Origin of the sequence: Streptomyces sp. NPDC048411, from assembly GCF_040704695.1 — a bacterium.
GTDB lineage: Bacteria > Actinomycetota > Actinomycetes > Streptomycetales > Streptomycetaceae > Streptomyces.
Map to the genome: position 1 here is coordinate 102,726 of NZ_JBEZKL010000002.1, position 26,147 is coordinate 128,872.

The following is a 26,147-nucleotide window of genomic DNA, read 5'->3' on the forward strand; positions in this document are numbered from 1 at the left end:
ACATGGGCAAACTGGAAGGGCGTGTCGTCCTCATCAGCGGCGCCGCGCGCGGGCAGGGCGAGCAGGAGGCGCGGCTCTTCGTCGCGGAGGGCGCCCGGGTGGTGATCGCCGATGTGCTCGACGACCAGGGGGAGGCGCTGGCGAAGGAGCTGGGGGAGAGGGTCGCCCGGTTCGTGCATCTCGATGTGAGCCGGGAGGAGGAGTGGCAGGGCGCCGTCGCCGCCGCCAGGGACGCCTTCGGGAAGATCGATGGGCTGGTCAACAACGCGGGGATTCTCCGGTTCAACGAGCTGGTGACCACCCCTCTGGAGGAGTTCCAGCAGGTGGTGCAGGTCAATCAGGTGGGCGCCTTCCTGGGGATCAAGAACGTCGCGCCGGAGATCGAGGCCGCGGGCGGCGGGACGATCGTCAACACCGCCTCGTACACCGGGCTCACCGGCATGGCCTTCGTCGGCGCGTACGCCGCGACGAAGCATGCCGTGCTCGGGCTGACCAGGGTCGCGGCGGTGGAGCTCGCGGGCAGGGGGATACGGGTCAACGCGGTGTGCCCGGGGGCCGTGGACACGGCGATGACGAACCCGGTCGCACTCGATCCGGCCGCGGACCCGGAGGAGTCCCGGGCGGCGGTGGCGGAGCTCTACCGGAAGCTCGTGCCGCTGGGGCGGATCGGGCAGCCGGAGGAGGTCGCGGCCCTGGCGCTCTTTCTGACCTCGGAGGACTCCTCGTACATCACCGGGCAGCCGTTCGTCATCGACGGCGGCTGGCTGGCCGGGGTCAGTCTGTTCTGAGGACGCCATGAGCTGACGATGTGTCAGGTATTGACGGGTCCGGCGGCCGGTGGAACAGTCGGTCGCATCACAATCTGATGGTGTGTCAGAAATGATTGAGGACGGTGAACCTCCTTGGAATTCGGGCTGTTTGTACAGGGTTATGTGCCCGCCGCGCGCGCCGAGGTCGACCCCGAGGCAGAGCACAAGGCGCTGATCGAGGAGACCGAGTACGTCATCCAGGCGGACAGGTCCGGTTTCAAGTACGCCTGGGCCTCCGAGCACCACTTCCTGGAGGAGTACTCGCATCTCTCGGCCAACGACGTGTACCTGGGGTACCTCGCGCACGCCACGGAACGGATCCACCTCGGATCCGGCATCTTCAACCCCCTCGCCCCCGTCAACCACCCCGTGAAGGTGGCCGAGAAGGTTGCCATGCTCGACCATCTGTCGGAAGGCCGCTTCGAGTTCGGCTCGGGGCGCGGGGCCGGCAGCCACGAGATCCTCGGGTTCATGCCGGGCATCACCGACATGAACCACACCAAGGAACTCTGGGAAGAGACCATCGCAGAGTTCCCCAAGATGTGGCTGCAGGACGAGTACGTCGGCTTCCAGGGCAAGCACTGGTCGCTGCCGCCCCGCAAGATCCTGCCGAAGCCGTACGGGACGTCCCACCCGGCGATGTGGTACGCGGCGGGGTCGCCGTCCTCGTATGCCATGGCGGGCCGGAAGGGCCTCGGCGTGCTGGGCTTCAGCGTGCAGAAGGTCTCCGACATGGAGTGGGTCGTCGAGTCGTACAAGACGGCCGTCAAGGACGCGGAGCCGGTCGGTGGCTTCGTCAACGACAACGTGATGGTGACGTCCACGGCCATCTGTGCCGAGACGCACGCCAAAGCGGTCGAGATCGCGGTCGGCGGCGGGCTGAACTACCTTCAGTCGCTGCTGTTCCGCTACCACGACACGTTCCCGCGGCCCGAGGGCATTCCGGAGTGGCCGGAACTGCTGCCCGAGTACAGCGAGGAGATCATCGAGCTGCTGATCGCCGAGGAGCTGATGATCTGCGGGGATCCTGACGAGGTGCTGCGGCAGTGCAAGCGGTGGGAGCAGGCGGGGGCGGATCAGCTGAGCTTCGGGCTGCCGATCGGAATCAGCCCCGAGGACACGATGAACTCGATCCGGCTGATCGGTGAGCACGTGATCCCGAAGATCGACACGGATCCGGTGCACCGCACGACGCGGTTCCGCGAGGCGGCGTAGCCGGGGGCGCCCGGCACGGGCCCGTTCGCCCACCCGTCCCTTGCCGGAGCCGGGCCTCCTCCCCCGGTTGCGGGAAGGGGCAGGCGGGGGGGCAGCCCCGCAGGATCACCCCTGCCCCCACACGAGCGGCGTCTTCCCGGACCGTCGCTCCGCGAGCCGGGGTGCGTACCGCGGTCGTACGCACCCCGGCTGCACACCCACCGCAGAAGGGAACCCGTCATGCTCGACCACCTCATCCGCGGAGCGACCGTCGTGGACGGCACCGGCGCTCCCCCATACACCGCCGACCTCGGCATCCGCGACGGCCGCATCGCCGTCATCGCCGAGCCCGGGACCCTCACCGAGGAGGCCGTGACCTCGGAGGACGCCACCGGACTCGTGCTCGTCCCCGGCTTCGTCGACCCCCACACCCACTACGACGCCCAGCTCTTCTGGGACCCGTACGCCACCCCGTCCATGAACCACGGCGTCACCACCGTCGTCGGCGGCAACTGCGGCTTCACCCTCGCCCCGCTCCACCCCGACCGGCCCGAGGACGCCGACTACACGCGCCGCATGATGTCCAAGGTCGAGGGCATGGCGCTCAAAGCGCTGGAGGAAGGCGTCGACTGGTCCTGGTCCAGCTTCCGCGAGTACCTCGACGCCCTCGAAGGACGCATAGCGGTCAACGCCGGGTTCATGGTGGGTCACTGCGCCCTGCGACGGCACGTCATGGGTGCCGACGCGGTCGGCGGACAGCCCACCCCCGCCCAGCTCGACGCGATGTTGCGCCTCTTCCACGACGCCATGGACGCCGGGGCGTGGGGGCTCTCCACCACCCGGTCCGCCACCCACTCCGACGGCGACGGCAGGCCCGTCGCCTCCCGGCACGCCCTCCCCGAGGAACTCCTCGCGCTCTCCCGCGCCGTCGGCGAACACGAAGGCACCCAGCTCGAAGCGATCGTCGCGGGCTGCCTCGATCAGTTCTCCGACGACGAGATCGACCTCCTCGTCGACATGACCGCGACCGCCGGACGCCCCCTGAACTGGAACGTCCTCACCATCGATGCCGCCGTCCCCGAACGGGTACCGCGCCAGCTCGCTCCCAGCGAACGGGCCCGCCGCGCGGGTGGCCGGATCGTCGCCCTCACCATGCCGATCCTCACCCCCATGAACATGTCGCTCGGCACTTTCTGCGCCCTCAACCTCATCCCCGGCTGGGGTGAGATCCTCTCCCTCCCGGTCCCCGAACGGATCGAAAAGCTCCGCGACGCCGGCACCCGCGCCGAGATGCTCCGCCGCGCGGACAGCAAGGAGGCAGGGGTCTTCCGCCGCCTCGCCGACTTCGGCCGGTACGTCATCGGCGACACCTACAGCGCGGCGAACGAGGGGCTCAGCGGGCGCGTCGTCCGCGACATCGCCGCCGAGCGCGGCCAGGACCCCTTCCACTGCCTCGTCGAGATCTGCGCCGCCGACGAGCTCCGTACGATGCTGTGGCCCATGCCCACCGACAACGATCCGGACTCCTGGGCGCTGCGGCAGCGGACCTGGGAACACGAGGACGTCATGCTCGGCGGCTCCGACGCGGGCGCCCATCTGGACCGGATGTGCGGAGCCCCGTACACCACCCGTTTTCTCGGAGACTGTCTGCGCGGCCGGAAACTCGTCTCCCTGCCCGCCGCCGTCAACATGCTCACCGACGACCCCGCCCGGCTCTTCGGGCTGCGCGACCGCGGCCGGATCCAGGAGGGTTTCCACGCCGACCTCGTCCTCTTCGACCCCGAGCGCATCGACGCCGGGCCCGCCACCCTCGTCCACGATCTGCCCGGCGACAGCCCGCGCCTCGACTCCAAGGCCATCGGCATCGTGTCGGTCCGCGTCAACGGTGTGGAGACGCTGCGCGACGACAAGGTGACCGGCGCGGTCCCCGGCACGGTGCTCCGCTCCGGCCGCGACACCCGGACGGTGAGCACCCAGTGACCACACCCCAGCGCCTCTTCATCGGCGGCGAGTGGACCGAACCCGACGACGGTCACTACGAGGTGATCAACCCGGCCACGGAGGACGTCGTCGGTCTCGCGCCCGAGGCGAGCCGCGCACAGGTGTACGCGGCGGCCGCCGCGGCCCGCGAAGCCTTCCCCGCCTGGTCCCGCACCCGCCCCGAGGAGCGCGCGGCGATCCTCGACCGCGCCGCCGATCTGATCCAGCGCGACTTCGCCGCCCACGCCGCGCTCGCCCGGGCGGAGAGCGGCGCGACGACGGGAACGGCCCGGTCCATGCAGGTCGCGGTCGGTGCGGCCCGCTTCCGGCGGTACGCGAGGGGCGCCCTGGAGCCGGTCGAGGAGGCGATCCCCCCGCAGATCAACGAGGCCGGACCGATGGGCAGGGCAGGTGTCTTCGGCGCACTCGCCGTACGCCAGCCGGTCGGCGTCGTCACCTGCATCACCTCGTACAACAACCCCTGGGCCAACCCGGCCGGCAAAGTCGCCCCCGCGCTCGCCATGGGCAACACGGTCGTCGTGAAGCCCGCCCCGCAGGACCCGCTCTCCGTCTACCGGATGGCCGAGGCGCTCGCGGAGGCGGGCGCACCGGCGGGCGTCGTCAACGTCGTCACCGGTTCGGGCCCCGCGGCGGGCGAGGCGGCCGTCGACTCCCCGGACGTCGACATGGTCAGCTTCACCGGCTCCACGGCCGTCGGGCAGCGCATCGCCGAGGTGTGCGGGCGCGGGATGAAGCGGCAGCTGATGGAGCTGGGCGGCAAGGGTGCCGCGGTGGTCCTCGACGACGCCGACCTGGACGCGGCGGTGGCGGGCATCGGTACGACGTTCTCCTTCTACAGCGGCCAGATCTGTACGGCTCCGACGCGCGTCCTCGTTCAGCGGGGCGTCCACGACGCGCTGATCGAGAGGCTCACCGCGTACGCGGGCCATCTGCCGGTCGGCGACCCGGCGGCGAAAGGGACGGTCGTCGGACCGGTCATCTCCGCGGCCCACCGCGACCGCATCGAGTCGTACGTCGAACTGGGCCGGAAGGAGGGCGCCCGGGTCGTCACGGGCGGCGAGCGGCCGGCAGGACACGACCGCGGCTTCTATGTCGCACCGACGCTCCTCGCCGACTGCACCAACGACATGCGGGTCGTCCGGGAGGAGATCTTCGGACCGGTCGTCGTGGTCGTCCCCTTCGACGACGAGGAGGAGGGCATCGCACGCGCCAACGACAGCGACTACGGACTGATCGACTACGTCTGGTCCGCAGACGTGGCGCGGGCCTTCCGGGTGGCGCGGCGGCTGCGCGCGGGCGGGGTCGGGGTGAACACGATCGGCCGGAACATGGAGGCCCCGTTCGGCGGTTTCAAGAGGAGCGGGGTGGGGCGTGACGTGGGTTCGTACGCGCTGCACGCGTACAGCGAACTCCAGGCGATCGTCTGGCCTGGCTGAGCATCAGGGCGGGGCGGCCGTTCGGATATCGGACAATCGCGGGAAATTTTCGAATCATCATAAATCGGACGGCGCTGCGGTTCCCGTACGATGATCCAATCGGGCAGAGGCCGTCAATTGAGTGGTGATCTGCGAAGTTCACATTCAATTCACCTCCGTTCGGTGGCAATTGGCCAGTCAATCCAAGGGTGAGACACCGGAGTCTCACACTCCGGATGTGGATATCGCAGCGCATACCGTCCTCTTTATGACTCAGTTGGACGTGCGGCCGCAGGCCGGAGACACGGGCCGGGGCGCCACCCCGGCTGACGGCGGTGTTCGCAGCAAGGGCCTGGGCGGCAACTCCGTCGGTCTGATGGGCAGTGCGGTCATCGGCATCTCGACCGTTGCCCCCGTCTACTGCCTCACGTCCACCCTCGGCTCCACCGCGGGCGAGGTCGGCGTCCAGATGCCTGCGGTCTTCCTGGCCGGCTTCCTGCCGATGCTCCTGGTCGCCTTCGCGTACCGCGAGCTCAACAAGGTCATGCCGGACGCCGGCACCTCCTTCACCTGGACCGTGAAGGCCTTCGGCCCGAAGATCGGCTGGATGTGCGGCTGGGGCCTGGTCATTGCGACGATCATCGTGCTGTCGAACCTCGCCGGGGTCGCGACCTCGTTCTTCTGGCTGCTGGCCGGTGAGATCACGGGCAGCGACCAGATCGCCGCCCTGGACGGCAACAAGGCCGTCCACATCGTCACCTGTCTCGCTTTCATCGCCGTCGCGACCGCGATCAGCTACCGCGGCATAACCGCGACCAAGGGCGTCCAGTACGCCCTGGTGGGCCTCCAACTCACGGTCCTCGCGATCTTCGTGGTCATGGCCATCCAGAAGGCGGGCAGCATCGACTTCCCGACCGGCGCCGACTTCTCCTTGTCCTGGCTGAACCCCTTCGCCGTCGACTCCTTCGCCACCTTCACCGCCGGCCTCTCCCTGTCGATCTTCATGTACTGGGGCTGGGACGCCTGCCTGACCATCAATGAGGAGACCGTCGGCAGCGAGAAGACCCCCGGGCGCGCCGCACTCATCGCGATGGTCGTCCTGGTCGGCTCCTACCTGGCGACCGGCGTCGCCGCCCAGATGGCCGTCGGCTCCGGCACCACCGGTCTCGGCCTGGCCAACCCGGACACCTCCGACAACGTCTTCGCCGCACTGGCCGGCCCGATCATGGGCCCGGGCCTCGGCATCCTGCTGTTCGTCGCCGTCCTCGCCTCGGCCGCGGCCAGCCTGCAGACCACCTTCCTCCCCGTTGCCCGTACGGTCCTGGCGATGTCCACGTACGAGGCCCTGCCGGCCTCCTTCGCCCGGGTCAACCCCCGCTTCAAGACCCCCGGCAAGGCCACGGTCATCGCGGGTGTCTCCACCGGCGTCTTCTACACGGTCATGTCCCTGGTCAGCGAGCACGTCCTGGTCGACACGATCTACGCGCTCGGCCTGATGATCTGCTTCTACTACGCGCTGACGGCGTTCGCCTGCGCCTGGTACTTCCGCAACGAGATCTTCCGCTCCGCCCGTGACTTCGCCTTCAAGGGCCTCTTCCCGGTCCTCGGCGGCATCCTGCTCACCGCGGTCTTCGGCAAGACCCTCTACGACATGTGGAACCCGGCGTACGGCTCCGGCTCGGCGGTCTTCGGGGTCGGTTCGGTGTTCGTGATCGGTGTGGGGCTGCTGCTGCTCGGTGTGGTGCTGATGATGGCGATGCAGCGCAGGAGCCCCTCGTTCTTCCGTGGCGAGGTGCTGACGAAGGACACCCCGGCGCTCGTCGTCGAGGACTGACGGCCTGCCCCGAGCGGTCACCCCGCCACCCGCTCCTCCAGCCGTCCCAGCACCCGTCGCCCCGCCCGCCCCACGGCCACGGGAAGCAGGGCGGCGTGGCCCGGGACGCGGACGCCGCCGGTGAACGCCACCAGGGTGTGATCCGGAGCGGTGGCGGACGCAGTGGCCGCCATACCGATCAGGAGGAAGCGGCTCTGCAGCCATACCCAGCCGGGGCGGCGGATGCCGTCGAAGCGGGCCCGCAGGCCGAGGCGGCCCACGGCCACGGCCTCGATGCGGTCGCCGTCGGCGCGGGTCAGGCGCAGGCCGCGCATGTCCGGGACCAGGCAGGCCAGTTCGCCGTCCAGGTCCGCGAGGAGCGGGGCGATCGTGTCGTACGGGGCGGCGATCTCGCGGGTGGTGACACGGGCCCCGCGGACGCCCGCCGCGAGGGTGTGCAGGCGGCGGACCGGGTCGAGGCCGGCTGCGACGGGCTGCGGCACGGAGCCCGGGGCGGGGTGGTTGTCGGTCATGACGACCAAGCCTTCCTGAAGGAGTCCCGGGCCCGGTGCAGCCGTGACTTCACGGTGCCTACGCGCAGGCCGAGCAGTGCGGCGGCGGACTGTTCGTCGAAGCCCTCGATGTCGCGCAGGACCAGGACCGCGCGGTGTTCGGGGGAGAGTCGGGCGAGGGTGTCGTCGATGTCGGCGGCCAGCTGCGGGTCGCCGCGGCCGGGCAGCGAGGTGAGGTCGGCGGGGACGGCGCGGGCGGTGCGGCGGGCGACACGGACCGCTTCGCGGCAGGCGATCGCGCGCACCCAGCCGTAGAGTGCGGCCGGTTCCTTCAGCGTCCGCAGACCGCGGAAGACGGCGACCAGGGTCTCCTGCACGGCGTCCGGTCCGTCGGCGAGCGCGATGGGCGTGCAGATGCGGCCCGCGTACGGGATGAGGAGGTCGAGGAGTTCGTTCATGGCGATCGTGTCGCCGCGCTGGGCGGCGCGTACCAGCAGCACCGCGCGGTCGTGGTCATCGGACACGGGCGGGGGCTTCCTCCGTCGCGGTCTCGTTCTTCGTGGAGTCGTCCGTTGCCGCCAGGCGGAACGCGGCCATGGACATGGCCAGGCACAAGGGCGTGTACAGGGTCAGGTTGAGCCAGTAGAACGTGTCTCCCGCCCCGTCGTCGAGACCCGCCCGTACGCCGAACGCCCAGGCGACGCCCGCCAGTCCGCGGACCGCCGTACCGCAGCCGACCGCCAGTGTCGCTGCCTGCAGGAGTCGGCCGAGGCGGTGGCGGCGGCCGAGCCGGGCGCGCGCCACGACCAGTGCGGATCCGGCCAGCAGCACGGTGGCCAGGGGGAGCAGGACCGGCGGGGTGAACGGCACGTCGGCGCCCAGTACCGCGTACGAGAGCGTCGTGACGTCCTGCGCGGGCCAGGTGGAGCCGGTGGACCAGAAGAGGTGCAGCAGGGCGTCCGTGGTCAGGACCGCGGCGATGGCGGCGGCGAGCGCGGTGGGGGTGGCGAGGGGGCGGGTCGGGCGCATGACGGCTCCTCTGCGAAGAACGGGTGACGGGTTGCGTCACCCCACAGAGGAGCCGGACCGGGGATTCGTTCCCTGGTCATCGCGACGTGTGGCGATTCATGGCGCGGGGGCCGGTGACAGCGGCACCCGACCGTTGAACCACAGCTTGTGGACGGCCACTTCGAGCACCGCCTCGGTGTCCAGGACCCCTTCCAGCGGGCGCACCTGGTTCTGCAGGAACCTCCACAGTTCGTTGTCGTCCTGGACGAGAACCTGGGCGAAGACGTCCGCCCTGCCCAGTGTCGTGGAGACGTAGCTGATCTCCGGGTGACGGCTGAGTGCGGCCACCACCGCGTCGTGGTGGGCGGGGGCGACCCGGAGGAAGAGCAGCGCCAGTCGGCCGGTGCGCAGATGGCCCGGGTCGGCGAAGGCGGCGATCTTGAGTACGCCGGTCTCCTCCAGCCGCCGGTAGCGGGCCCGCACGGTCCCCTCGGAGACATTGAGCGAGCGGGCGATTTCGCGGAAGGCGCGGCGGCCGTCCTCTTCCAGGGCCGCGATGATCGCGTGATCGAGGTCGTCCAGGTCGGTCATGGTGTCGATCCTAGGCATTCTGCGGGCGACAGTCTGCCGCGCATTGCGCAGCAGTGGGGCGAGCGGCAGCGGGCAATGCGTAGAAACGGCTGATTCTCCTCTGGATTACGTGGCGTCCATCCTCTTGTAAGGGTGGATTGCGCATCGTACGCTGACACGCATGTGGCAACGCGTAGCCATTCCCTTGAAGTGCTGCGCAATGCGTAGTTGCCCGTAGTTGTCCCTGGTGGTCGCGTACGGAAGAGAGTCGTGACGATGCATCTGGCAGAGCCGCTCAAAGAGCTCTCCGAACCCGTTGATTTCGCCTGGCCCGGTGGTACCGACGCGGCGGTGTCCCTCACCTTCGACGTCGATGCCGAGGCCGGCTGGCTCGGCGAGGGCCCCTCGTACGCCCGCCGGCTGACCACCCTCTCGGAGGGGCGGTACGGGGTGGTCCGAGGGGTGCCCAGGATTCTGCGGCTGCTCGCCGCCCACTCCGTCCGGGCCACGTTCTTCGTGCCCGGTCACACCGCCGAGCTTCATCCCGACACCGTCCGCGCGATCCTCGACGGTGGGCACGAGGTCGCCCACCACGGGCATCTGCATCTGCGCAGCGACAAGGCGGGCGCGAAGAAGCAGCGCGAGGAGATCGAGCGCGGGCTCGAAGCGCTCGACCGGGTGGGAGCCCCGGTCCCGGCCGGATACCGCTCGACCTCCTGGGAGCTGACCCCGGAGACGTTCGACCTGCTGGTGGAGCACGGGTTCGCGTACGACTCCTCCTGCATGGGCGACGACCGCCCGTACTGGGAGACCTGGCAGGGGCGTTCGCTGCTGGAGCTGCCGGTGCACTGGTCCCTGGACGACTGGCCCCGGTACGGCTGGAACATCGACACCGGCGGAAACACCGCGGCCCCCGGCGAGCTCTACAGCTCCTGGCTGACGGAGTTCGCATCGGCGCACGCAGAGCGGCGGCACGTCACGTACACCATGCATCCGGAGGTCATCGGCCGCCCGCAGCGGTTCGCCGAACTGGTGCGGCTGGTCGAGGAGATGGGGCGCCGCGGCGGAACCTGGCAGGCGCCGCTCGCCGAGGTCGCCGCCCATGTGCGACCGCTGCTGGAGGCGTCATGACGGGCGCCGGCGCAGGACCGCACGGACACCACCGGTTCACCTCGGCGGTCCTCGGACCGCACGCGCGGGGCCGGGAGTTCGGCGAGCACTGGCGGGACCGGGTGCGGGCGACGTCCGACGCGTATCTGGCGCTCTTCGCACGCGCCGGTGTCGCGGATCCGGACGCCGCCGGTGCGCAGGCCCTGACCCGCATCCACGCCTGGGCGCCGGAGCTGGCACAGGAGATCCGGGGCATCGCCGAGGGAGCGGGACTGCCGGTGGACCGGGTGGCCGCACTCAACGCCCGCACGGAGATACTGGCCTCGGGGCGGCGCGGGCCCGGACGGGGCGAGTGCACGACCGTGGTGGCGCTCGGCAGGCCCGGTCAGGAACCGGTCGCCGGGCAGAACTGGGACTGGTACGAGTCCCTCGCGGACAGCTGGGTCGAGTGGGAGATCCCGCACCCGGACGGCCGCCGCACCCGCACCCTCACCGAGTTCGGCGTGGTCGGCAAGATCGGCATCAACGACCGAGGCGTGGGCTGCCTGTTCAACATCCTGCACCACGGCGAAGACGGCGCAGGGATGGGTGTACCCGTCCATGTCGTGGCGCGACGGCTGCTCGACGAGTCGGGCACCGTCACCGACGCCCTGCGGATCGCCGGGAGCGCGGCGACCGCCGGTGCCACCGGATCCACCACCCTCACCGTGGTCGGCGGGCAAGCGGCCGGAAAGACGGCGATCGCGGCGGAGCTGCGGCCCGGCGGCATCGGGCATGTACTGCCCGACCCGGACGGCCTGCTGATCCACACCAACCACTTCCTGACCCGGCCCGGCGCGGACGGCGACACCGAACCCGTCACCGACCCGGACACGCTCGTCCGGTACGAGGTGCTGCGCCGCCGGCTCCACGGCAGGGGCGCCGACCTCACCGCGGACGAGGCACTGGCCGCGCTCGGCGACCACACCGGCGGGGTGTGCGTCCATCCCGCGACGCCCGGCCCAAACGAGTTCCGGACCCTGGCGACCGTCTTCCTCGACACGGGAGCCCGCGCCCTGCGGGTGATCCCCGGGCCCCCGTGCACCCACCACACAGCGAACGACAAGGAGTGATCGGCGTGTTGCAGCTCAAGCGCATCGACAACATGGACATCCTCAGCCGCGACGTCCCGCGGCTCGCGGACTTCTACCACGGGGTCCTCGGGCTTCCGTTCCACCTGCCGTACGAGCCGGAGGAGGGCTGGGCCGCCATCGACCTGGGCAACGTCACTCTCTACCTCTTCACCTCCGAGGCCGGCGAGCACGCCCCCCGCCGCACCGAGGTCAACGCCGAGAACGCGCCCGGCCTCGACTCCTTCGCCTTCGAGGTCGACGATCTCGACGCGGCCGTCGCCGAACTGGACGGCAAGGTCGAATGGGTCACCGACCAGCAGATCGTCTGGAAGCACCCGAGCGGCGTCTGGTACCGCTACCGGCCGTTCTATGACCCCGACGGCAACATGCTGTACGTCACCGAGCCGCACCCCGAGGCCGCCGCATGAGCACCGCCGCCGTGCACGGGGAGGTCCGCGCCCCCGGCTCCGTACACGATCTGACCGGGCGGACCGCACTGATCACCGGTGCGGCACGGGGCATGGGCCGCGCCCACGCGCTGACCCTCGCCGGCCGCGGGGCCACGGTCGCGCTCGCCGACCTGGACGCGGCGGAGCTGGCGGAGACCGCCGCCGCCGTCGAGCAGGCGGGCGGCCGGGCACATACCTTCACCACCGACATCACCTCCCGCGAAGGCGCCGACGCCCTGATCGAGTCCGCTGCGGCGGCGCTCGGAGGGCTGGACATCCTGGTCCACAACGCGGGCCTGATGTTCTCCATGACCGGGCTCGCCGACACCGACGACGCCGACTTCGACCGGCTTCTCGCTGTCAACGTACGCGCCCCGCTGTACCTGACTCGGGCCGCTCTGCCGCATCTGCGCCGCAGCGCTGCCGCCCGCGTGGTGTTCGTCTCCTCCCAGTGGGGCCAGGTCCCCGACGGGCACTCCTACGGCTACATGGTTTCCAAGGCCGGGCAGTTGGGCCTGATGAAGACCCTCGCGAAGGAGTTCGCGGCCGAGCGGATCACCGTCAACGCGGTCACCCCGGGCGCGGTCGCCACCCGGATGGTGCCGCCGGAGAACTACGCGGACGAGGTCGCCGCCGTCCCCGTCGGCCGACTCGCCCAGCCGTACGAGATCGCCGAGACGGTCGCCTTCCTGGCCGCCGACACCGGTGCGTTCGTCACCGGCCAGACCATCCCCGTCAACGGCGGCGCTCTGCTCGTCGGCATCTGAGCCGCCCCCAACCCCACCTGTCCGGGCCGTAGTTCGTTCGGCTCCCTCGCGAATCAGGACGATCCCTCATGTCCACTCCCCTCACCACCACCGCCCCGCTGACCAAACGGGAGCAGGCCGAGCGCGCCATGCGCCACTCCTGGTTCCCGGTGGCCCGCTCCGTCGACCTGGCCACGCCGGAACCCGCCGTGCTGCTCGGCGAGCAGCTCGTGGTCTTCCGTGACGCCGGCGGGACCGCCCGGGTCACCGCCCGCCGATGTCCGCACCGGGGCGCCGATCTGTCGCTCGGCAAGGTCACCGGCGGGTCGATCGGCTGCCCGTACCACGGCTGGCGGTTCGACGGCGCCGAAGGCGGCTGCACGTATGTGCCCTCGCTGCCCGACCAGTCGAAGATCCCGCCGAAGGCGGCGATCCGCAGCTACCCGGCCGTGGAGCGGTTCGGGCACGTGTGGACGGCGCTGGAGGAGCCAGTCGTGGAGCTGTATGACCCCGAGGAGTGGCACGGCCACGACCTGGTCTGGCTGGCCGCCGACCCGCTGAACTCGCCGACCGGTGTCGCGGCCGCGATTGAGAACTTCCGCGACGTCGCCCACTTCCCGTTCGTCCACCAGGTGTCGATGGGACCGACCCCGGAGGTCGTCGAACCGCTCCAGGTGCGGCGCGACGGCATCGACGTCCACATGGAGCGCCCGCTGGACGCCGGTGACGGCGACTGGGCGAACCAGGGCGACTGCATGATGGCGTACCACTGCACGGCCCCCGGCTTCGCCGGCATCAGCTACCACTACGAGCAGGCCGGGCTCCGGGTCGTCGCCGGCTTTCCGTCCCCGGTGTCGTACGAGCAGGTCAAGATCTTCTGGGGAGTCGCCAACGACCGCGACTTCAAGGGCGACTCCCTGGAGGAGTGCCTGCGGGTCGAGGAAATGGTCTACCTGGAGGACATGCCCGTCGTCGAGAACCTCTCGCCGCGCGAGGTGCCCTGGGACGCGGAGGTGCCGGAGTTCTCCGTCCCTGCTGATCTGTTCACCCTCAACTATCGTCGTGCGTTCGCCGAGTTGATGAACCGCACGGCGCGGCACGTCGAGGCGGCGGACGGCGTGGCCCCATGAGCCGCGTGTGTGATGTGGCGGCCCCGGCCGGTACCCGGCTGCTGGAGGTACGGGAAGCGGTGGCCGCCGCCGACGGGGTGCTGTCCCTGACGCTCGCCGACCCCTCCGGCGCCCCGCTCCCGCACTGGACACCCGGCGCTCATGTGGATCTCCACGTGGAGCCGGGGATCGTCCGGCAGTACTCGCTGTGCTCGGACCCGGACGACACCGGCCACTACCGGATCGCCGTGCTGCGCGTGCCGGACGGGCGCGGCGGTTCGGCGGCCGTGCACGAGAGGATCCGGGCGGGGGCCACGGTCGCGGTCTCGGAGCCCCGTAACCACTTCGAACTGGTCGATGCCCCCGAATACCTCCTGGTGGCGGGCGGCATCGGGATCACCCCACTGCTGGCCATGGCCCGTCGCCTGACCGCTCTCGGCAAGCCCTGGCGCATGCTGTACGGCGGCCGGTCCCGCGCCACGATGGCGTTCCTGGACGAGCTCCCGCCGGACCGGGTCACCGTCGTCCCGCAGGACGAGGCGGGCCGACCCGACCTGGCCGGATACCTGGCCACGGCGCCGGACGCGACGGTGTACGCGTGCGGCCCCGGCGGCCTGCTCGACGCCGTGCATGCACTGCACCCGGGCCCGGTCCACACCGAACGCTTCACCGCCCCGGATCCGGCCGGATCCCCGGACGGCGACCACGCCTTCGAGGTGCGGCTGGCCCGCACCGGTCTCGATCTGCACGTGCCTGCCGGCACCAGCGTCCTGGACGCGATCCGGGCCGCGGGCGGCGAGGTGCCGTCCTCCTGCGAGGCGGGCATCTGCGGCACGTGCGAGACCGCGGTGATCGACGGGGTCCTCGACCACCGCGACGCACTGCTCACGCCGGAGGAACAGGAAGCCGGCACCACGATGCTGATCTGCGTATCCCGCTGCCGCGGGGCACAACTCGTCCTCGACCTCTGAGCCGGACGGACACGCCTCCCCGCACCTGCCGGACGGTTCCGGTGCGTTCACCGGAACCGTCGGCCCCCTTCTCCTCCCTGCACTCCGTGCGCTCTCCCAAGGGGTCATCCATGTCCCACCTCGCCACGTCGTCCGAGGACACCGCAGGCACCGGGCAGGAACAGCCCGCCCTCGCCAAACGCATGCGCTGGTACGACGGTTTCGCCATGTCGCTGACGATGCCCGCCGCCCTCGTCGCCTCGCTCGGCGCGTCGATCGGAGGTCTAGGTGCCTGGGGCGCCATCGTCCTGTGGGCGGTCTCCATGGTGCTGGCCACGGCCACCAACTGGATCTACACCGAGCTCGCCGCGATGTTCCCCGAATCGTCCGGAGGCATCGCCCATTACGCCACCGAGGGCTGGAAGTCGCGTGCCCCGGTCGTCGGCCCGCTGGCCAGCGTCGGCTACTGGTTCCCGTGGACGACGTCGCTCGCCATCTACGCGGGCATCATCGGCTCGTTCGTCCAGGCCCAGTGGTTCCCCGACCAGACCTGGACCGTTGAACTCGGACCCGCGCAGCTCAGCTTCCCCATCGTCGTCGGCCTGGCCGTCATCGTGCTGCTGTTCTGCGCCGCCATGATCGGGCTGCATGTCGCGATGTGGGTGATCTACCTGACCGGCGGCATGCTGATGGTGCCGCTCGCGGTCTTCCTCGTGGTGCCGTTCTTCAGCGGTGAATGGTCCACGGCCGGACTCCACTGGGACCTGCACGGGCTGAGCGGTGTCCGCGAGGCGCTCGTCTGGCTGTACGTCATGGCATGGACCTCGTTCGGCGTGGAGGTCTGCGCGACCTTCGCTCCGGAGTACAAGGACACCGTCCGCGACACCTCCCGGGCCCTGCGCGCCGGAGTGCTGTTCTCCCTTGGTGTGTTCGTCCTGCTGCCGCTCGCGCTCTCCGGATACCTGGGGGAGCAGACGATCGGTGAGGAGCCGACGACCTTCTACATCGGCGCGTTCCGTCAACTGGTCGGCGGGGCAGGCGGTCTGATGACCGTCTTCCTCATCGCCTCGCTGCTGCTCATCATGATCACGGGGCTGGCAGACGGCTCACGGGTGCTGTTCAACATGGGCAAGGAAGGCACCACGATCCGGCAGATGGGTGTCCTCGACCGGCGTGGTGTCCCTGCCCGTGCCCTGGTGGTCGCCCTCGTCATCAATGTGCTGGTGCTGGTGGTCCTGAAAACCCCGCTGGCCATCCTGGTCACCGGGAACCTCGGCTACATCCTCACGCACATCCTGGCCATCTCCGGGTTCGCGCTGCTGCGCAGGGACCGGCCGGACCTGCCCCGGCCGATCCGGCTGCACCGGCTCTTCGTCCCCCTGGCCTGGCTGCTGGCCGCGTCGATGTCGGTCGTGCTGGTCGTCGGCGCGACCGGCTTCTCGGTCACCGGGTACGGCGGCTACAAAGAGCTCGGCATCGCCCTTGCGGTGCTGACGACCGGGGTGCTGCTCTGGCTGTACCGGACCAAGGTGCAGGACCGGAACCGACGGCCGCAGCGGCGTGACGATCAGGCCGTGCGTCAGTAACCCGGTGCGTTCACCCGCTCCTTGGCGACGTCCAGTTCCTTGCGTACGAACGCGGCCGGGGAGCGGGTCGTCGCCGTGGACCAGCTCGAGATCGACATCGCGGACTTCACCTCGTCGGCCAGGTGGGTGCCCGCGTCGCGGCGCGGGACCCGGTGCAGGGTGTGGTGGTCGGGGTCCAGGCGTAACGGCAGCTTCTCGTCGGAGGCGTGCGTCGTCTCGAACCAGAGGGTGGCCAGGCATGAGGAGATATCCAGAAACACCGGATTGGTGAGCGCCGCCGGTGCCCCTGGCAGCCCCGGCACCGTCGCCGGGTGGCGGACCTCGGCACGGACATAGGCGGCGTACATCGGGGTCGTACGCCACTCCACCGTGCCCGAGCCCGACTCCGGCAGGGTGGAGGTGAACAGCGTGCCCTGGTCCGTGACGAAGTGGGCAGTGCAGCCGGGCACCCCGGTGACCTCCAGCCGTACGGTGACCGGACCGTCCGCGCCGGCCCGCAGCCGCTCACCGATCCCCGCGTGCCCGCCGCGCCCGTCCGATACGCCGAAGGAGAGGGCGACCGCGGACGACTCGGCGATGTACGAGCGCCCGGCCCGGATGCCCGCGAGGATCGCGTCGCGCGAGAGCTCCTCGGCGAGGACGACGGTCTGCGGCAGCCCCACGGTGTCCGGCTCGCGGTGTGCGTCGCTGTTGCCCATCGCCGGGATCCACGGCTTCGACGCGCGGACGGCCGCGACGAGGGAGTTGTCCCACTCGGCGAGCGCGATCTCGTCCTCCGGGGTGTACGGCCCGTTCCATACCTCCACCGCGTCCGCCTCGCCGAAGCCGAACTTCCAGTGGCAGCCGATGCAGGTGGCGTGCGGATGGGCGGGGACGACCAGGCCGCCCGCCCGGCGGACGGCCTTCGCGTAGTGCCCGAAGCGGTTGTCGCGGGCCCGGTAGCGCCAGTCGACGAAGGTGCCGGGGTCGGTGGAGAGCGCGATCACATGACCGTTGCGCGTGGTGATCTCCTCGCCCGTCAGGATGAGCAGATCGTCGCCCCACAGCCCCTGCCAGGCGCTGTGCGCGGTGTGGGTGTTGTGCTCGCTGCTGTTGATGAAGTCGAGCCCGGCGGCGCGCGCGGCGGTGGCGATCTCGGCGGGGGTGCGCTTGCCGTCCGAGTGGACGGAGTGCAGATGGCAGTCCCCGCGGTACCAGGCGCGGCCGCGTCCTCCGGCGTGCTCGGGCGGGTACACGGGCGTCGGAGTGGTGCCGGCCTCGCCGAAACGGAGGGTGATCGTCACCTCGTACGGGAGACCCTCGGGCGCGACGGTGTACGGGCCCAGCGCGATGTGCCAGGTCCCGGCCCGCACCGGACCCGCGACATAGCCGGGTGTCGCCTCGTCCGCCCGGATGAAGAAGCCGTCACGCGCCCCGCCGGACCAGCCCCGGAACCCGGGCCCGCCCGGTTCCGTGCCGCGCTCGTCGAAGATGCCGATGTCGAGGGCGTTGCCCTGGGCGCCGGCCGGGACGGGCGTCTTCACGTACGTGTACGAGACGGCGATCTCCCGTACGCCGCGGGGCACGTCGACCGGCAGATAGACGAAGTCGGGCGACCCGGTCGGCAGGGTGCCGCGCACGGTCTTCGTCAGGTCGGCCCGGTCCGTGCCGCCCTCCTTGCCGGGTGCGGCGTTCGCGAAACTCACAGTGGGCAACGTTACGGGCTCCCCCTGATCGGCACCGATAAGACCGACCGGCACATGGGAGGTGGCGTCGCGGGGCTGGGTGCGCACATCTGCGGCGTTGTCGTCAGTCAACAACTCCCCCATAGCCCTGCAGCTGCACGCACCCAGCCCCGCTCCTTCTCCCACCCCCCACGTGCCGGTCGGTCTAAGTTGGGGCCAGACGACGACGGAGGTGTTCTCGCATGCGGATCGCCACAACGATCTTCCTCACCGACGAGACGATCACGCCGGTACGGCTCGCGCGCGAGCTCGAACAGCGGGGATTCGCCGGGCTCTATCTGCCGGAGCACACGCACATCCCGGTGAGCAGGGACACCCCGTATCCGGCGGGCGGCGATCTCCCGCCCGAGTACGGCCGCACGCTCGACCCGTTCGTCGCCCTCGGCCAGGCGGCCGCGGTGACGGAGCGGCTGACGCTCGGCACCGGCATCACCCTGATCGCCCAGCACGACCCGATCGACCTGGCGAAGCGGATCGCCACGCTCGACCACCTCTCCGGCGGCAGGTTCACGCTCGGACTCGGCTTCGGCTGGAATGTCGAGGAGGCCGCGGACCACGGAGTGACCTGGCGGACCCGGCGGGAGCTGGGCCGCGACCGTATGGCGCTGATGCGCGCCCTGTGGGCGGACGAACCCACGGGTTACGAGGGCGAGTTCGGGTCCGTCCGGGCCAGCCATGCGTACCCGAAGCCGGTCCAGGAGGCGCGCGGCCCAGTGACCGGCCCGCGCACCCTGATCGGCGGCGCGGCCGGCCCGAAGCTGTTCGCTCATATCGCGGAGTACGCGGACGGCTGGCTCCCGATCGGCGGCCGGGGACTGACGGAATCGGTGCCCGTTCTGCGCGAGGCCTGGGAGTCTGCAGGCCGGGACCCGAAGCAGCTCCACGTGGTGCCGTACGCGGTGCTGCCGAGCGCGGGGAAGCTGGCGCACTACGCGGACCTGGGCGTCGAGGAGGTCGTCCTGCAGCTTCCCCCGGCGGGGGGAGCAGAGGTCCTGCGCACCCTCGACGATTACGCACAGTATCTGTGACCGAGGCAGGGCCGGGACAGCATCGCGGGCGGGGACCGCTCGGGTGATGTCCGCTGCGCACCTCCGGGAGGACGGGCGCGCCATGTCTCTCGGGGGCCGGGGATCGGGAATGATCGACAACCCCGGCCGGGCGGGCCCGCGCCCCCTTCCGCGGGCCCGCCCGCCGGTGCAACCGTTCGCCCGGCATGCGCATCTTCCACTGTTGAAGATCGAAACGGTTCCGGGGAACGGGGGGACGATGAACAGGCCGTTGCGGCACATAGCCATCTTCTGCGGGCTGCTGGTGATGGCCCTGCTGCTGCGGACGAACTGGCTCCAGTACTTCCAGCGCGAGGCGCTCTCCACCGACACACACAATCGCCGGGTGCAGATCGCCCAGTTCGCCACTCCGCGCGGCGACATCATTGTCCGCGGCAAGGCGATCACCGGCTCCAAAGCGGTCGACGGCACGGACTTCACGTACCAGCGGAGCTTCAAGCAGGGCGCGATGTACGCCCCCGTCACCGGCTACGCCTCCCAGGCGCAGGGCATGTCCCTCCTGGAGAAGACGTACGACACCGTCCTCAGCGGCCAGGACGACCGGTTCGCCTTCCGGCACGCCAAGGACATCCTCACCGGTGAGCAGCGCCGCGGCGGCGATGTGATCACCACCATCGACCCCAAGGCGCAGGAAGCCGGCTACAAGGGACTGACCGACCTCGGCGCCCGGGGCGCGGTCGTCGCGCTCGATCCGCGCACGGGCAAGGTCCTGGCGCTCGTCTCCACCCCTTCGTACGACCCGTCCGTCTTCGCCGGGAACACGTTCAAGGAGAGCGACCGGTTCCAGGCGCTCGTCAAGGACAAGAGCAAGCCGCTGGCCAACCGCCCACTGCGCGAGACCTTCCCGCCCGGCTCCACCTTCAAGATCCTCACAGCGGCCGCGGCCCTGGAGAACGGCGTGGTCACGGATGTCGACGCCGCGTCCGACGCGGTCTCCCCGTACCCCCTGCCGCTCTCCTCGAACAAGATCAGCAGTGAGGCGGGTGACGCCGTCTGCAACAAGGCGTCGATGAAGACCGCCATGCAGCACTCCTGCAACAACGTCTTCCTCGATGCGGCGTCCAAGGTCGGCGCGGACAAGATGCGCGAGACGGCGGAGAAGTTCGGTTTCAACTCCGATGTCTACTCGGACGAGTTCGGCGACATGCTCGCCACCAAGAGCCTCTACCCGACCGGCCTGGACAAGCCCGGAACCGCTCTGACCGGCATGGGCCAGGGCAGCCTGACCAGCACACCGATGCAGATGGCCATGGTGACCGCCGCTCTCGCCAACGACGGCAAGCTGATGCAGCCCTACCTCGTCGAAGAGCTGCGCGGCCCCGATGTGTCGACCCTGGAGAAGCACGAGCCGAAGCTCAAGAGCCAGGCCGTGTCCGAGGGGACGGCGAAGAAGGTCCAGGAAATGATGGAGTTCACCGCGAGGGAAGGCAGTGCGCAGCGGGCCCTGATCGACGGGGTCACGGTCGGCGGCAAGACCGGAACGGCGCAGCGCGGAGTGAACGTGAAGGACAAGGTGCCGTACGGCTGGTTCGTCTCCTACGGCAAGAAGCCCGACGGGCAGTCGGTGGCCGTCGCGGTGTTCATCGACCCGACGGACATGGACATCTCCCGCACCGACATCTCCGGCGGCCGCCTCGGCGGCCCGATCGCGAAGAGCGTGATGCGGGCGGTGCTGGGCAAGTAGTCCCGCCTCCAACCTCCGACGGGGCCGTCGTGCTCCACCCCAAGGATTTCCGGGGCGCCTCGCGGAGTGGGCCCGCCGGCACCCCGGCGGGAAGGGGCATCTGTTCGGTGGAGTATCTGTGCGATCATCGCGTGCATCCTTCACGCACCACACACATGTGGTGTGCGCCTGGGACCGCAGCGCGTTCGCGTGTCGTCCGTGAAGTCCCGGCGCGCACCCTTCACTTCATCTGTCCGGGGGGAACGGAATGCCCAGCCACCCACGTACGGCCGCGAGATCCGCGGCGTACGCCTCCTTGCTGCTCGCCCTGTCGGTCCTGCTCTCCTTGCTGATCCCCGCGACCGCCGCCCAGGCGTACGCCCCCGCAGTGGCGGCGGCCGACGCCACGGCCGACGAGGCCTGCGCCGCCCTGCCGCTCTCCGGCTTCGGAGAGGCCGCCCCGGCGGAGGGCAGGCCGACGATCCCGGGCGACGGCACGGCCTGCTTCACGTTCACGGCCGGGGCCGCGGGGCTGCACAGGGTCGTGGTCGCCGGTGGTGCCAACGCCAGTACGCACGCTTATGTCTACGACGGCGGGACGGAGATCGACTGCTACGACCCCCGGTGGGGTGCCGGCTGGTGCCCGCTGCCCCGCTCGGGCGAGTTCACGCTCCGGCTGTACAACTACTGGTCGGAGCCGAGCAGGCCCACCGTGGCCGTCGTCCCCCTCGGCACCACCGAGGGCTGCGCGCCCGAGACCGGCACGTCCTGGGACACCGCCCCCGTCGTCGGCTCGGCCGCCGGGCCGACCGCCATCCAGTGCCAGCCGTTCACCGGCAAGCCGGGCGAGCGGATCACCAACGAGATCAGGACGACCGCGTCCGGCCTGAGCCTGTCGTGGATCACCGACAAGACCGGCGCCGTGATCTGCCCGTACCCCAACGAGGACGGCAACAAGGGCTGCGTACTGCCCGGCGACGGCCCCTATCGGGTCCTCTCGCAGGTCAGCCAGGCCGAGTACGGCTTCCCCGCCGAGTACACCCTCGCCGTCCGCCGCATCTCCGACCCGGCCGGCTGCGCCCACCCGGCGCTGAACGGATACAACTCCGGCCCCACCGCCGCCGACCCGGCCCACGGATGCCGGACCTTCACCGCCCCCGCCGCCGGACGCTACGACGCGTACGCGGTCCACGACGGCGTACGCTCCGCGCTCGCCGTGTACGACCGGGACGGCAGGACCGCCTGCGTCACCTGGGACGTCTGCACCCTCCCCGCCGCCGGTGACTACACCGTCTTCACCGCCGCCCCCACACTCGTTATCGACCACTCCGCCACCACCGGCTGCGAGCCGGTCGAACTCGGCGTGCACAAGTCGCAGCTCACCGTCGGCGGCGAGATCGACTGCCTGTCGCTGCCGCTCCCCGAGGGCGCCCGGCTGGCGGCGCTGGAGGCTCTCTACGGGCCCGCGCCCCACCCCGACGTGACCGTCGTCGACGCCGACGGCATCCAGCGCTGCGACCCGTCCCGCCTCACCGACGGGACCTGCGGACTCACCGGCAAGGCACCGTTCCGGGCCCTGGTCTCCACCACCAGCGAGTCGAAGCCGACCGGCCCGTACACCCTGGCCCTGCACCGCACCGACGCGGCGGGCGACTGCCCGGCCGTCCCGGCAGGCGACTTCACCGCGACCGGGCCCACCGCCCGCGTCGCGACCGGCGGCGGCGTCTTCTCGCGCTGCCTGAGTATTCCGGCGAACGACCACAGCACCCGGGAGAACATCCAGCTCCAGGCGGCACCCGGCACCACGTCCCTCGCCCGGTTCACCGTCCTGGACGTCCAGGGCAAGCAGATCTGCTCGATCGGCCCCTCCGTCTCCGGCTGGACGACCTGCGCGCTGACCCCGGGCGTCGCCCACACCGTGCTGGTCACCGGCCGCGACACCCCCGCCAAGTACATCCTGACCCGCCGCGACGTCACCGCGACCGCCAAGGGCTGCACCGCGAACCCGGCGACGAAGCCCGGCGGCCCGTCCACCGGCGGCACCATGGGCGCCCCCGGCGAGCTGCGCTGCCGCCAGGTCACCACCGCCGACGCCAAGGACACCCTGCACATCGACGTCCGCGACCCGCTCGGCACCGCCGACGTGGTGGTGCACGGCGACGACGGCACCCTCCTCTGCAACAAGAACCAGGCGTGCGCCGTCACCGGCTCCACCCACTACCAGGTCCTGGTCACCGTCCCCGCGACGCTGAAGGCCCCCGACTCGTACCGCTTCGACGCCCTGCGCATCGCCGGTGCCCAGGGACCGGCCGCCGAGTGCGAGAAGGTCGCGAGCATCGCGTACGGCTACGGCCCGGTCACCGGCACCCTCGACGAGGAGCACACCGCCGTCTGCGCCGCGCTGCCCACCGCGTACAGCGACCGCTTCACGATGGAGATCAGCGACACGACGGGCGCCACCGATACGGCGGTGCCCGCGCTGTACGACCCGAGCCTCGACAACGGCTGCACGTACTCCACCTCCAGCGGCTACTCGTGCAAGGTGATCGAGAGGTACTCCAGGGAGCTCACCCCGAGCATCCTGGTTCTCTCCCTGCCGGAGAAGCCCTCGCGGACCTCGTACAAGGCCGAGGCGGTCTGCCCGGGGCTCTGCGGCATGGAGCGGGTGACCGTCACGAAGCTCACCCCGGCCACCGGCGTCTCCGGTACGAGGACGACGGTCACGGTCACCGGCACGGCCCTGCACAAGGACCACCGCCTCGTGCTGCGGAACTCCGGCCGGGAGATCACCGGGACCACGGTCTCCGTCTCGCCCGACCGCCGCACCCTGACCGCCGAGCTGGACCTGGCGGGGGCGGCCGAGGGCGCCTGGAGCGCGAGCGTCATCACCCACAACGGCGGGGAGTACTCGCGGGGCGACTTCACCGTCACCTCGGCCCCGCTCCGCAACAGCGCACCGCCGACCATCGGCACCACCGCCCGCGTCGGCGACCGCCTCACCGCGGCCCCCGGCACCTGGGCCCCCGCCCCGACCTCGTACACCTACCAGTGGAACGCCGACGGGCAGCCGATCACCGGGGCCACCGCCGCCGCGTACATCGTCCCGGTCTCGCTGCTCGGCAAGAAGATCGGCGTCACTGTCACGGCGCACCGCACCGGCACGGCGGACGTCCCGGCCACCTCGGCGGCGCTCACGGTCGCCAAGGGCGCGGCGCTCAGGGTGACGACCACCCCGAACATCACCGGCACCGTGAAGGTCGGCGCCAAGCTGACCACCACGAACGGCAGTTGGACGCCCGTCGCCACCTCCTACGGCTATCAGTGGAAGGCCGACGGCAAGGCCATCAAGGGCGCGACGGCGTCGACGTACACCGTCCCGGCGTCGCTGCTCGGCAAGTACCTCACCATCACCGTCACGGCCCACCGCACCGGTCACGCCGACGGTTCCGCGACGCCCGCCTCGGTGAAGATCGCCGCCGGCAGCGCACCGAAGGCCATCAAGGCGCCCACGATCTCCGGCACGGCGAAGGTCGGCCGCACCCTCAAGGCCGCCCACGGCACCTGGACGCCCGCCCCCACCTCGTACGCCTACCAGTGGTACGCGAACGGCAAGGCGATCACGGGAGCCACCAAGTCCTCGTTGACGCTCAAGTCCGCCCAGCGCGGCAAGAAGATCACCGTGAAGGTCACCGCCCGCCGCACGGGTCACACCAGCGGCTCGGCCACCAGCAAGGCGACGAAGGCGGTCGCCCGCTGACATCGGCGGTGCGATCGGAAGGGCCGGGCGCCTCACCTGTGGAGGTGCGCCCGGCCCTTTCGCGTACGGGTATGGTCCGCCTGCTGCTCCGCGATTGCCTCATGCAGGCGTGACGCTCAGATTTCGGACAGGAGCATCGGCAGCTCGCGCATGTCATCGAAGACCACCGTGTCCGGGCCCTCCAGCCAGTGTGCCGGGGTGAGTCCGCCCGCGAAGCCCAGCGACCGCATTCCGGCCGAACGGGCGGCCTGGACGCCGTACTTGCTGTCCTCGACGACGACGCAGGCGGACGGCTCGACCCCCATCCGCCGGGCCGCGTGGAGAAAGAGATCGGGGGCGGGCTTGCCGCGTGCGACCTCACTGGCGCTGAAGATCCGGCCCTCGAAGTGGGAGTGGAGCCCGGTGTGGCCGAGGGTGTGACGCATCTTCTCGTGGCTGCCGCTCGACGCCACGCAGCTGGGGAGCGTGAGGGCGGCCAGCGCTTCGTGGATGCCGTCGACCGCGACGAGTTCGGTGTCCACCGCATCGCGGTGGAGTTGCTCGAACCGCACTTGCCAGGCCGGGGCCCGGCCCGGCAGGCGGGCGTCGACCAGTTCGCCGATGGACGCGTTCGACCGGCCCACGAACTTCTCGACGACCTCGTCCTCCGTCAGCGCCCACCCCAGCTCGGCGCCCACTTGGACCTGGATGCGCACGGCGATTTTTTCGCTGTCGACGAGCACGCCGTCGCAGTCGAATATGACGAGTTCAAGGGGAGGCGCAGCCATCGTGGTCATCCGGACAGGATAGGGACGCCGACGGTCAGCGAATGCGCGAGGAGTCGGCGGTCGCCGGCCGGTCGCCGGCGTAACGGGCCCGGCGGCAAGTGGGTGCCGCCGGGCCCGGTCACGCCGGTGAGTGCGTCAGGAGGCGAGCGTCTCCGCATGCGCCTTGATGCCCTTGAGGTAATCGGACTCGGGATAACTGCTCGCGGCGTGTTCGTACGCCGGATTGCCGTCGCTCCACTGGTCGACGGTCAGTTCGAGTTCCGTCGAGTCCCCGCGGGGTGTCAGCCGGTGGGCCATCCGGCAACTGGTCTCGGCGTGCTTCTCGTTGTGCGCCGGTCCCGGATGCTGGATGTAGGTGAACTCCCTGAGCGGATCGAACACGTCGATGTCGCCGTAGACCTGCACGATCCGTTCCCCGTCGGGGCCGTAGCCGACGAAGTCCACGCGGCTGCCGACCGCGAAGGACGACTCGATCAGGCAGCCGAAGAGCGTGGCCTTCGTTCCCTCCGGCGTGGTCAGGGTGTCCCACACCTGCTGGGGACTCGCGGCGATCGTGACCGTGTAGCGCAGAGGCTGTGTCATGGGGGGAAGGCTAGGACACGGCTCTGACAACGGGGTGCATGCGGTTCACCGACGCCCATGGGACATTCCGAACTCGTCGCGGACGTCAGGGAGATGTGCGGCCAGGCCCCCTGCTCGTCGTGCGCGTTGACGTGTGTTCAGACGGGTTGACCACTGACGCGGTTGCTCTTATCGTTCTTCGATAGCATCGATATTCGATAAGA

At 70.5% G+C, this 26,147-nt stretch carries 22 protein-coding genes; 15 read left to right on the forward strand and 7 right to left on the reverse strand.

The annotated features are described in order from the left end of the window. Positions 1-2 precede the first annotated feature (2 nt). The 5 genes from AB0915_RS01290 to AB0915_RS01310 all read left to right on the forward strand — a co-directional run bounded on the left by AB0915_RS01290 (position 3) and on the right by AB0915_RS01310 (position 7,253). On the forward strand, positions 3-788 hold the full coding sequence (locus AB0915_RS01290) for a glucose 1-dehydrogenase (protein WP_366689098.1): 786 nt from the start codon (positions 3-5) through the stop codon (positions 786-788). Positions 789-902: 114 nt separating this feature from the next. Further along, positions 903-2,024, forward strand: coding sequence for an LLM class flavin-dependent oxidoreductase (locus AB0915_RS01295; RefSeq protein ID WP_366689099.1), 1,122 nt, complete (start codon positions 903-905; stop codon positions 2,022-2,024). Between the two features lie 219 nt (positions 2,025-2,243). Continuing rightward, positions 2,244-3,983, forward strand: coding sequence for a D-aminoacylase (locus AB0915_RS01300; RefSeq protein ID WP_366689100.1), 1,740 nt, complete (start codon positions 2,244-2,246; stop codon positions 3,981-3,983). After that, on the forward strand, positions 3,980-5,440 hold the full coding sequence (locus AB0915_RS01305; RefSeq protein ID WP_366689101.1) for an aldehyde dehydrogenase family protein: 1,461 nt from the start codon (positions 3,980-3,982) through the stop codon (positions 5,438-5,440). The genes AB0915_RS01300 and AB0915_RS01305 overlap by 4 nt, the downstream gene beginning before the upstream one ends. Before the next feature lie 247 nt (positions 5,441-5,687). After that, the gene (locus AB0915_RS01310) at positions 5,688-7,253 is read left to right on the forward strand and encodes an APC family permease (RefSeq protein ID WP_366689102.1); all 1,566 of its coding nucleotides are present in this window, start codon (positions 5,688-5,690) and stop codon (positions 7,251-7,253) included. Positions 7,254-7,270: 17 nt separating this feature from the next. Here the strand turns inward: AB0915_RS01310 and AB0915_RS01315 are convergent, their stop codons facing one another. The 4 genes from AB0915_RS01315 to AB0915_RS01330 all read right to left on the reverse strand — a co-directional run bounded on the left by AB0915_RS01315 (position 7,271) and on the right by AB0915_RS01330 (position 9,343). Then, complete coding sequence (locus tag AB0915_RS01315; RefSeq protein ID WP_366689103.1) at positions 7,271-7,765, reverse strand: hypothetical protein; 495 nt, start codon at positions 7,763-7,765, stop codon at positions 7,271-7,273. Further along, positions 7,762-8,268 (reverse strand): RNA polymerase sigma factor, encoded by a 507-nt coding sequence (locus tag AB0915_RS01320; protein WP_266984581.1) that lies wholly within the window; start codon positions 8,266-8,268, stop codon positions 7,762-7,764. The genes AB0915_RS01315 and AB0915_RS01320 overlap by 4 nt, the downstream gene beginning before the upstream one ends. Beyond that, positions 8,258-8,773, reverse strand: a complete 516-nt coding sequence (locus AB0915_RS01325; protein WP_366689104.1) for a DUF3995 domain-containing protein — start codon at positions 8,771-8,773, stop codon at positions 8,258-8,260. The genes AB0915_RS01320 and AB0915_RS01325 overlap by 11 nt, the downstream gene beginning before the upstream one ends. A 96-nt stretch (positions 8,774-8,869) precedes the next feature. Next, positions 8,870-9,343 carry an Lrp/AsnC family transcriptional regulator gene (locus AB0915_RS01330; protein ID WP_366689105.1) on the reverse strand — a complete coding sequence of 158 codons (474 nt, stop codon included), beginning with the start codon at positions 9,341-9,343 and terminating at the stop codon, positions 8,870-8,872. A gap of 255 nt (positions 9,344-9,598) precedes the next feature. Here AB0915_RS01330 and AB0915_RS01335 point away from each other — a divergent pair, with 255 nt between their 5' ends. The 7 genes from AB0915_RS01335 (at position 9,599) to AB0915_RS01365 (ending at position 16,384) form a co-directional block, all read left to right on the forward strand. Then, positions 9,599-10,453 carry a polysaccharide deacetylase gene (locus AB0915_RS01335; RefSeq protein ID WP_366689167.1) on the forward strand — a complete coding sequence of 285 codons (855 nt, stop codon included), beginning with the start codon at positions 9,599-9,601 and terminating at the stop codon, positions 10,451-10,453. Next, positions 10,450-11,544: a C45 family peptidase gene (locus AB0915_RS01340; protein WP_366689106.1), complete on the forward strand. Its 1,095-nt coding sequence runs from the start codon at positions 10,450-10,452 to the stop codon at positions 11,542-11,544. Before AB0915_RS01335 ends, AB0915_RS01340 begins: the two co-directional genes overlap by 4 nt. Before the next feature lie 5 nt (positions 11,545-11,549). Beyond that, a complete protein-coding gene (locus AB0915_RS01345) occupies positions 11,550-11,972 on the forward strand; it encodes a VOC family protein (RefSeq protein ID WP_366689107.1) in 423 nt (140 codons plus the stop codon). Beyond that, positions 11,969-12,760, forward strand: a complete 792-nt coding sequence (locus AB0915_RS01350; RefSeq protein WP_366689108.1) for an SDR family NAD(P)-dependent oxidoreductase — start codon at positions 11,969-11,971, stop codon at positions 12,758-12,760. Before AB0915_RS01345 ends, AB0915_RS01350 begins: the two co-directional genes overlap by 4 nt. Positions 12,761-12,828: 68 nt before the next feature. Continuing rightward, positions 12,829-13,869: a Rieske 2Fe-2S domain-containing protein gene (locus tag AB0915_RS01355; RefSeq protein WP_366689109.1), complete on the forward strand. Its 1,041-nt coding sequence runs from the start codon at positions 12,829-12,831 to the stop codon at positions 13,867-13,869. Positions 13,870-13,874: 5 nt separating this feature from the next. Further along, the gene (locus AB0915_RS01360; RefSeq protein WP_366689110.1) at positions 13,875-14,819 is read left to right on the forward strand and encodes a PDR/VanB family oxidoreductase; all 945 of its coding nucleotides are present in this window, start codon (positions 13,875-13,877) and stop codon (positions 14,817-14,819) included. Positions 14,820-14,929: 110 nt separating this feature from the next. Next, positions 14,930-16,384 carry an APC family permease gene (locus AB0915_RS01365; RefSeq protein ID WP_366689111.1) on the forward strand — a complete coding sequence of 485 codons (1,455 nt, stop codon included), beginning with the start codon at positions 14,930-14,932 and terminating at the stop codon, positions 16,382-16,384. On the opposite strand, the gene AB0915_RS01370 is transcribed toward AB0915_RS01365, so the two are convergent. Next, on the reverse strand, positions 16,378-18,123 hold the full coding sequence (locus tag AB0915_RS01370) for a CehA/McbA family metallohydrolase (protein ID WP_366689168.1): 1,746 nt from the start codon (positions 18,121-18,123) through the stop codon (positions 16,378-16,380). The genes AB0915_RS01365 and AB0915_RS01370 overlap by 7 nt on opposite strands. A 167-nt stretch (positions 18,124-18,290) precedes the next feature. Here AB0915_RS01370 and AB0915_RS01375 point away from each other — a divergent pair, with 167 nt between their 5' ends. From AB0915_RS01375 to AB0915_RS01385, 3 genes are all read left to right on the forward strand, one after another. Beyond that, entirely contained in the window at positions 18,291-19,136 is an 846-nt protein-coding gene (locus AB0915_RS01375; RefSeq protein ID WP_366689112.1) for an LLM class F420-dependent oxidoreductase, read from the forward strand. A gap of 238 nt (positions 19,137-19,374) precedes the next feature. Beyond that, positions 19,375-20,859, forward strand: coding sequence for a penicillin-binding protein 2 (locus AB0915_RS01380; protein ID WP_366689113.1), 1,485 nt, complete (start codon positions 19,375-19,377; stop codon positions 20,857-20,859). Positions 20,860-21,106: 247 nt separating this feature from the next. Further along, a complete protein-coding gene (locus AB0915_RS01385) occupies positions 21,107-24,595 on the forward strand; it encodes a hypothetical protein (RefSeq protein ID WP_366689114.1) in 3,489 nt (1,162 codons plus the stop codon). Between the two features lie 116 nt (positions 24,596-24,711). On the opposite strand, the gene AB0915_RS01390 is transcribed toward AB0915_RS01385, so the two are convergent. Then, on the reverse strand, positions 24,712-25,362 hold the full coding sequence (locus tag AB0915_RS01390) for an HAD family hydrolase (RefSeq protein WP_366689169.1): 651 nt from the start codon (positions 25,360-25,362) through the stop codon (positions 24,712-24,714). 135 nt (positions 25,363-25,497) lie between these two features. After that, entirely contained in the window at positions 25,498-25,944 is a 447-nt protein-coding gene (locus tag AB0915_RS01395; RefSeq protein ID WP_366689115.1) for an SRPBCC domain-containing protein, read from the reverse strand. Between the last annotated feature and the right edge of the window lie 203 nt (positions 25,945-26,147).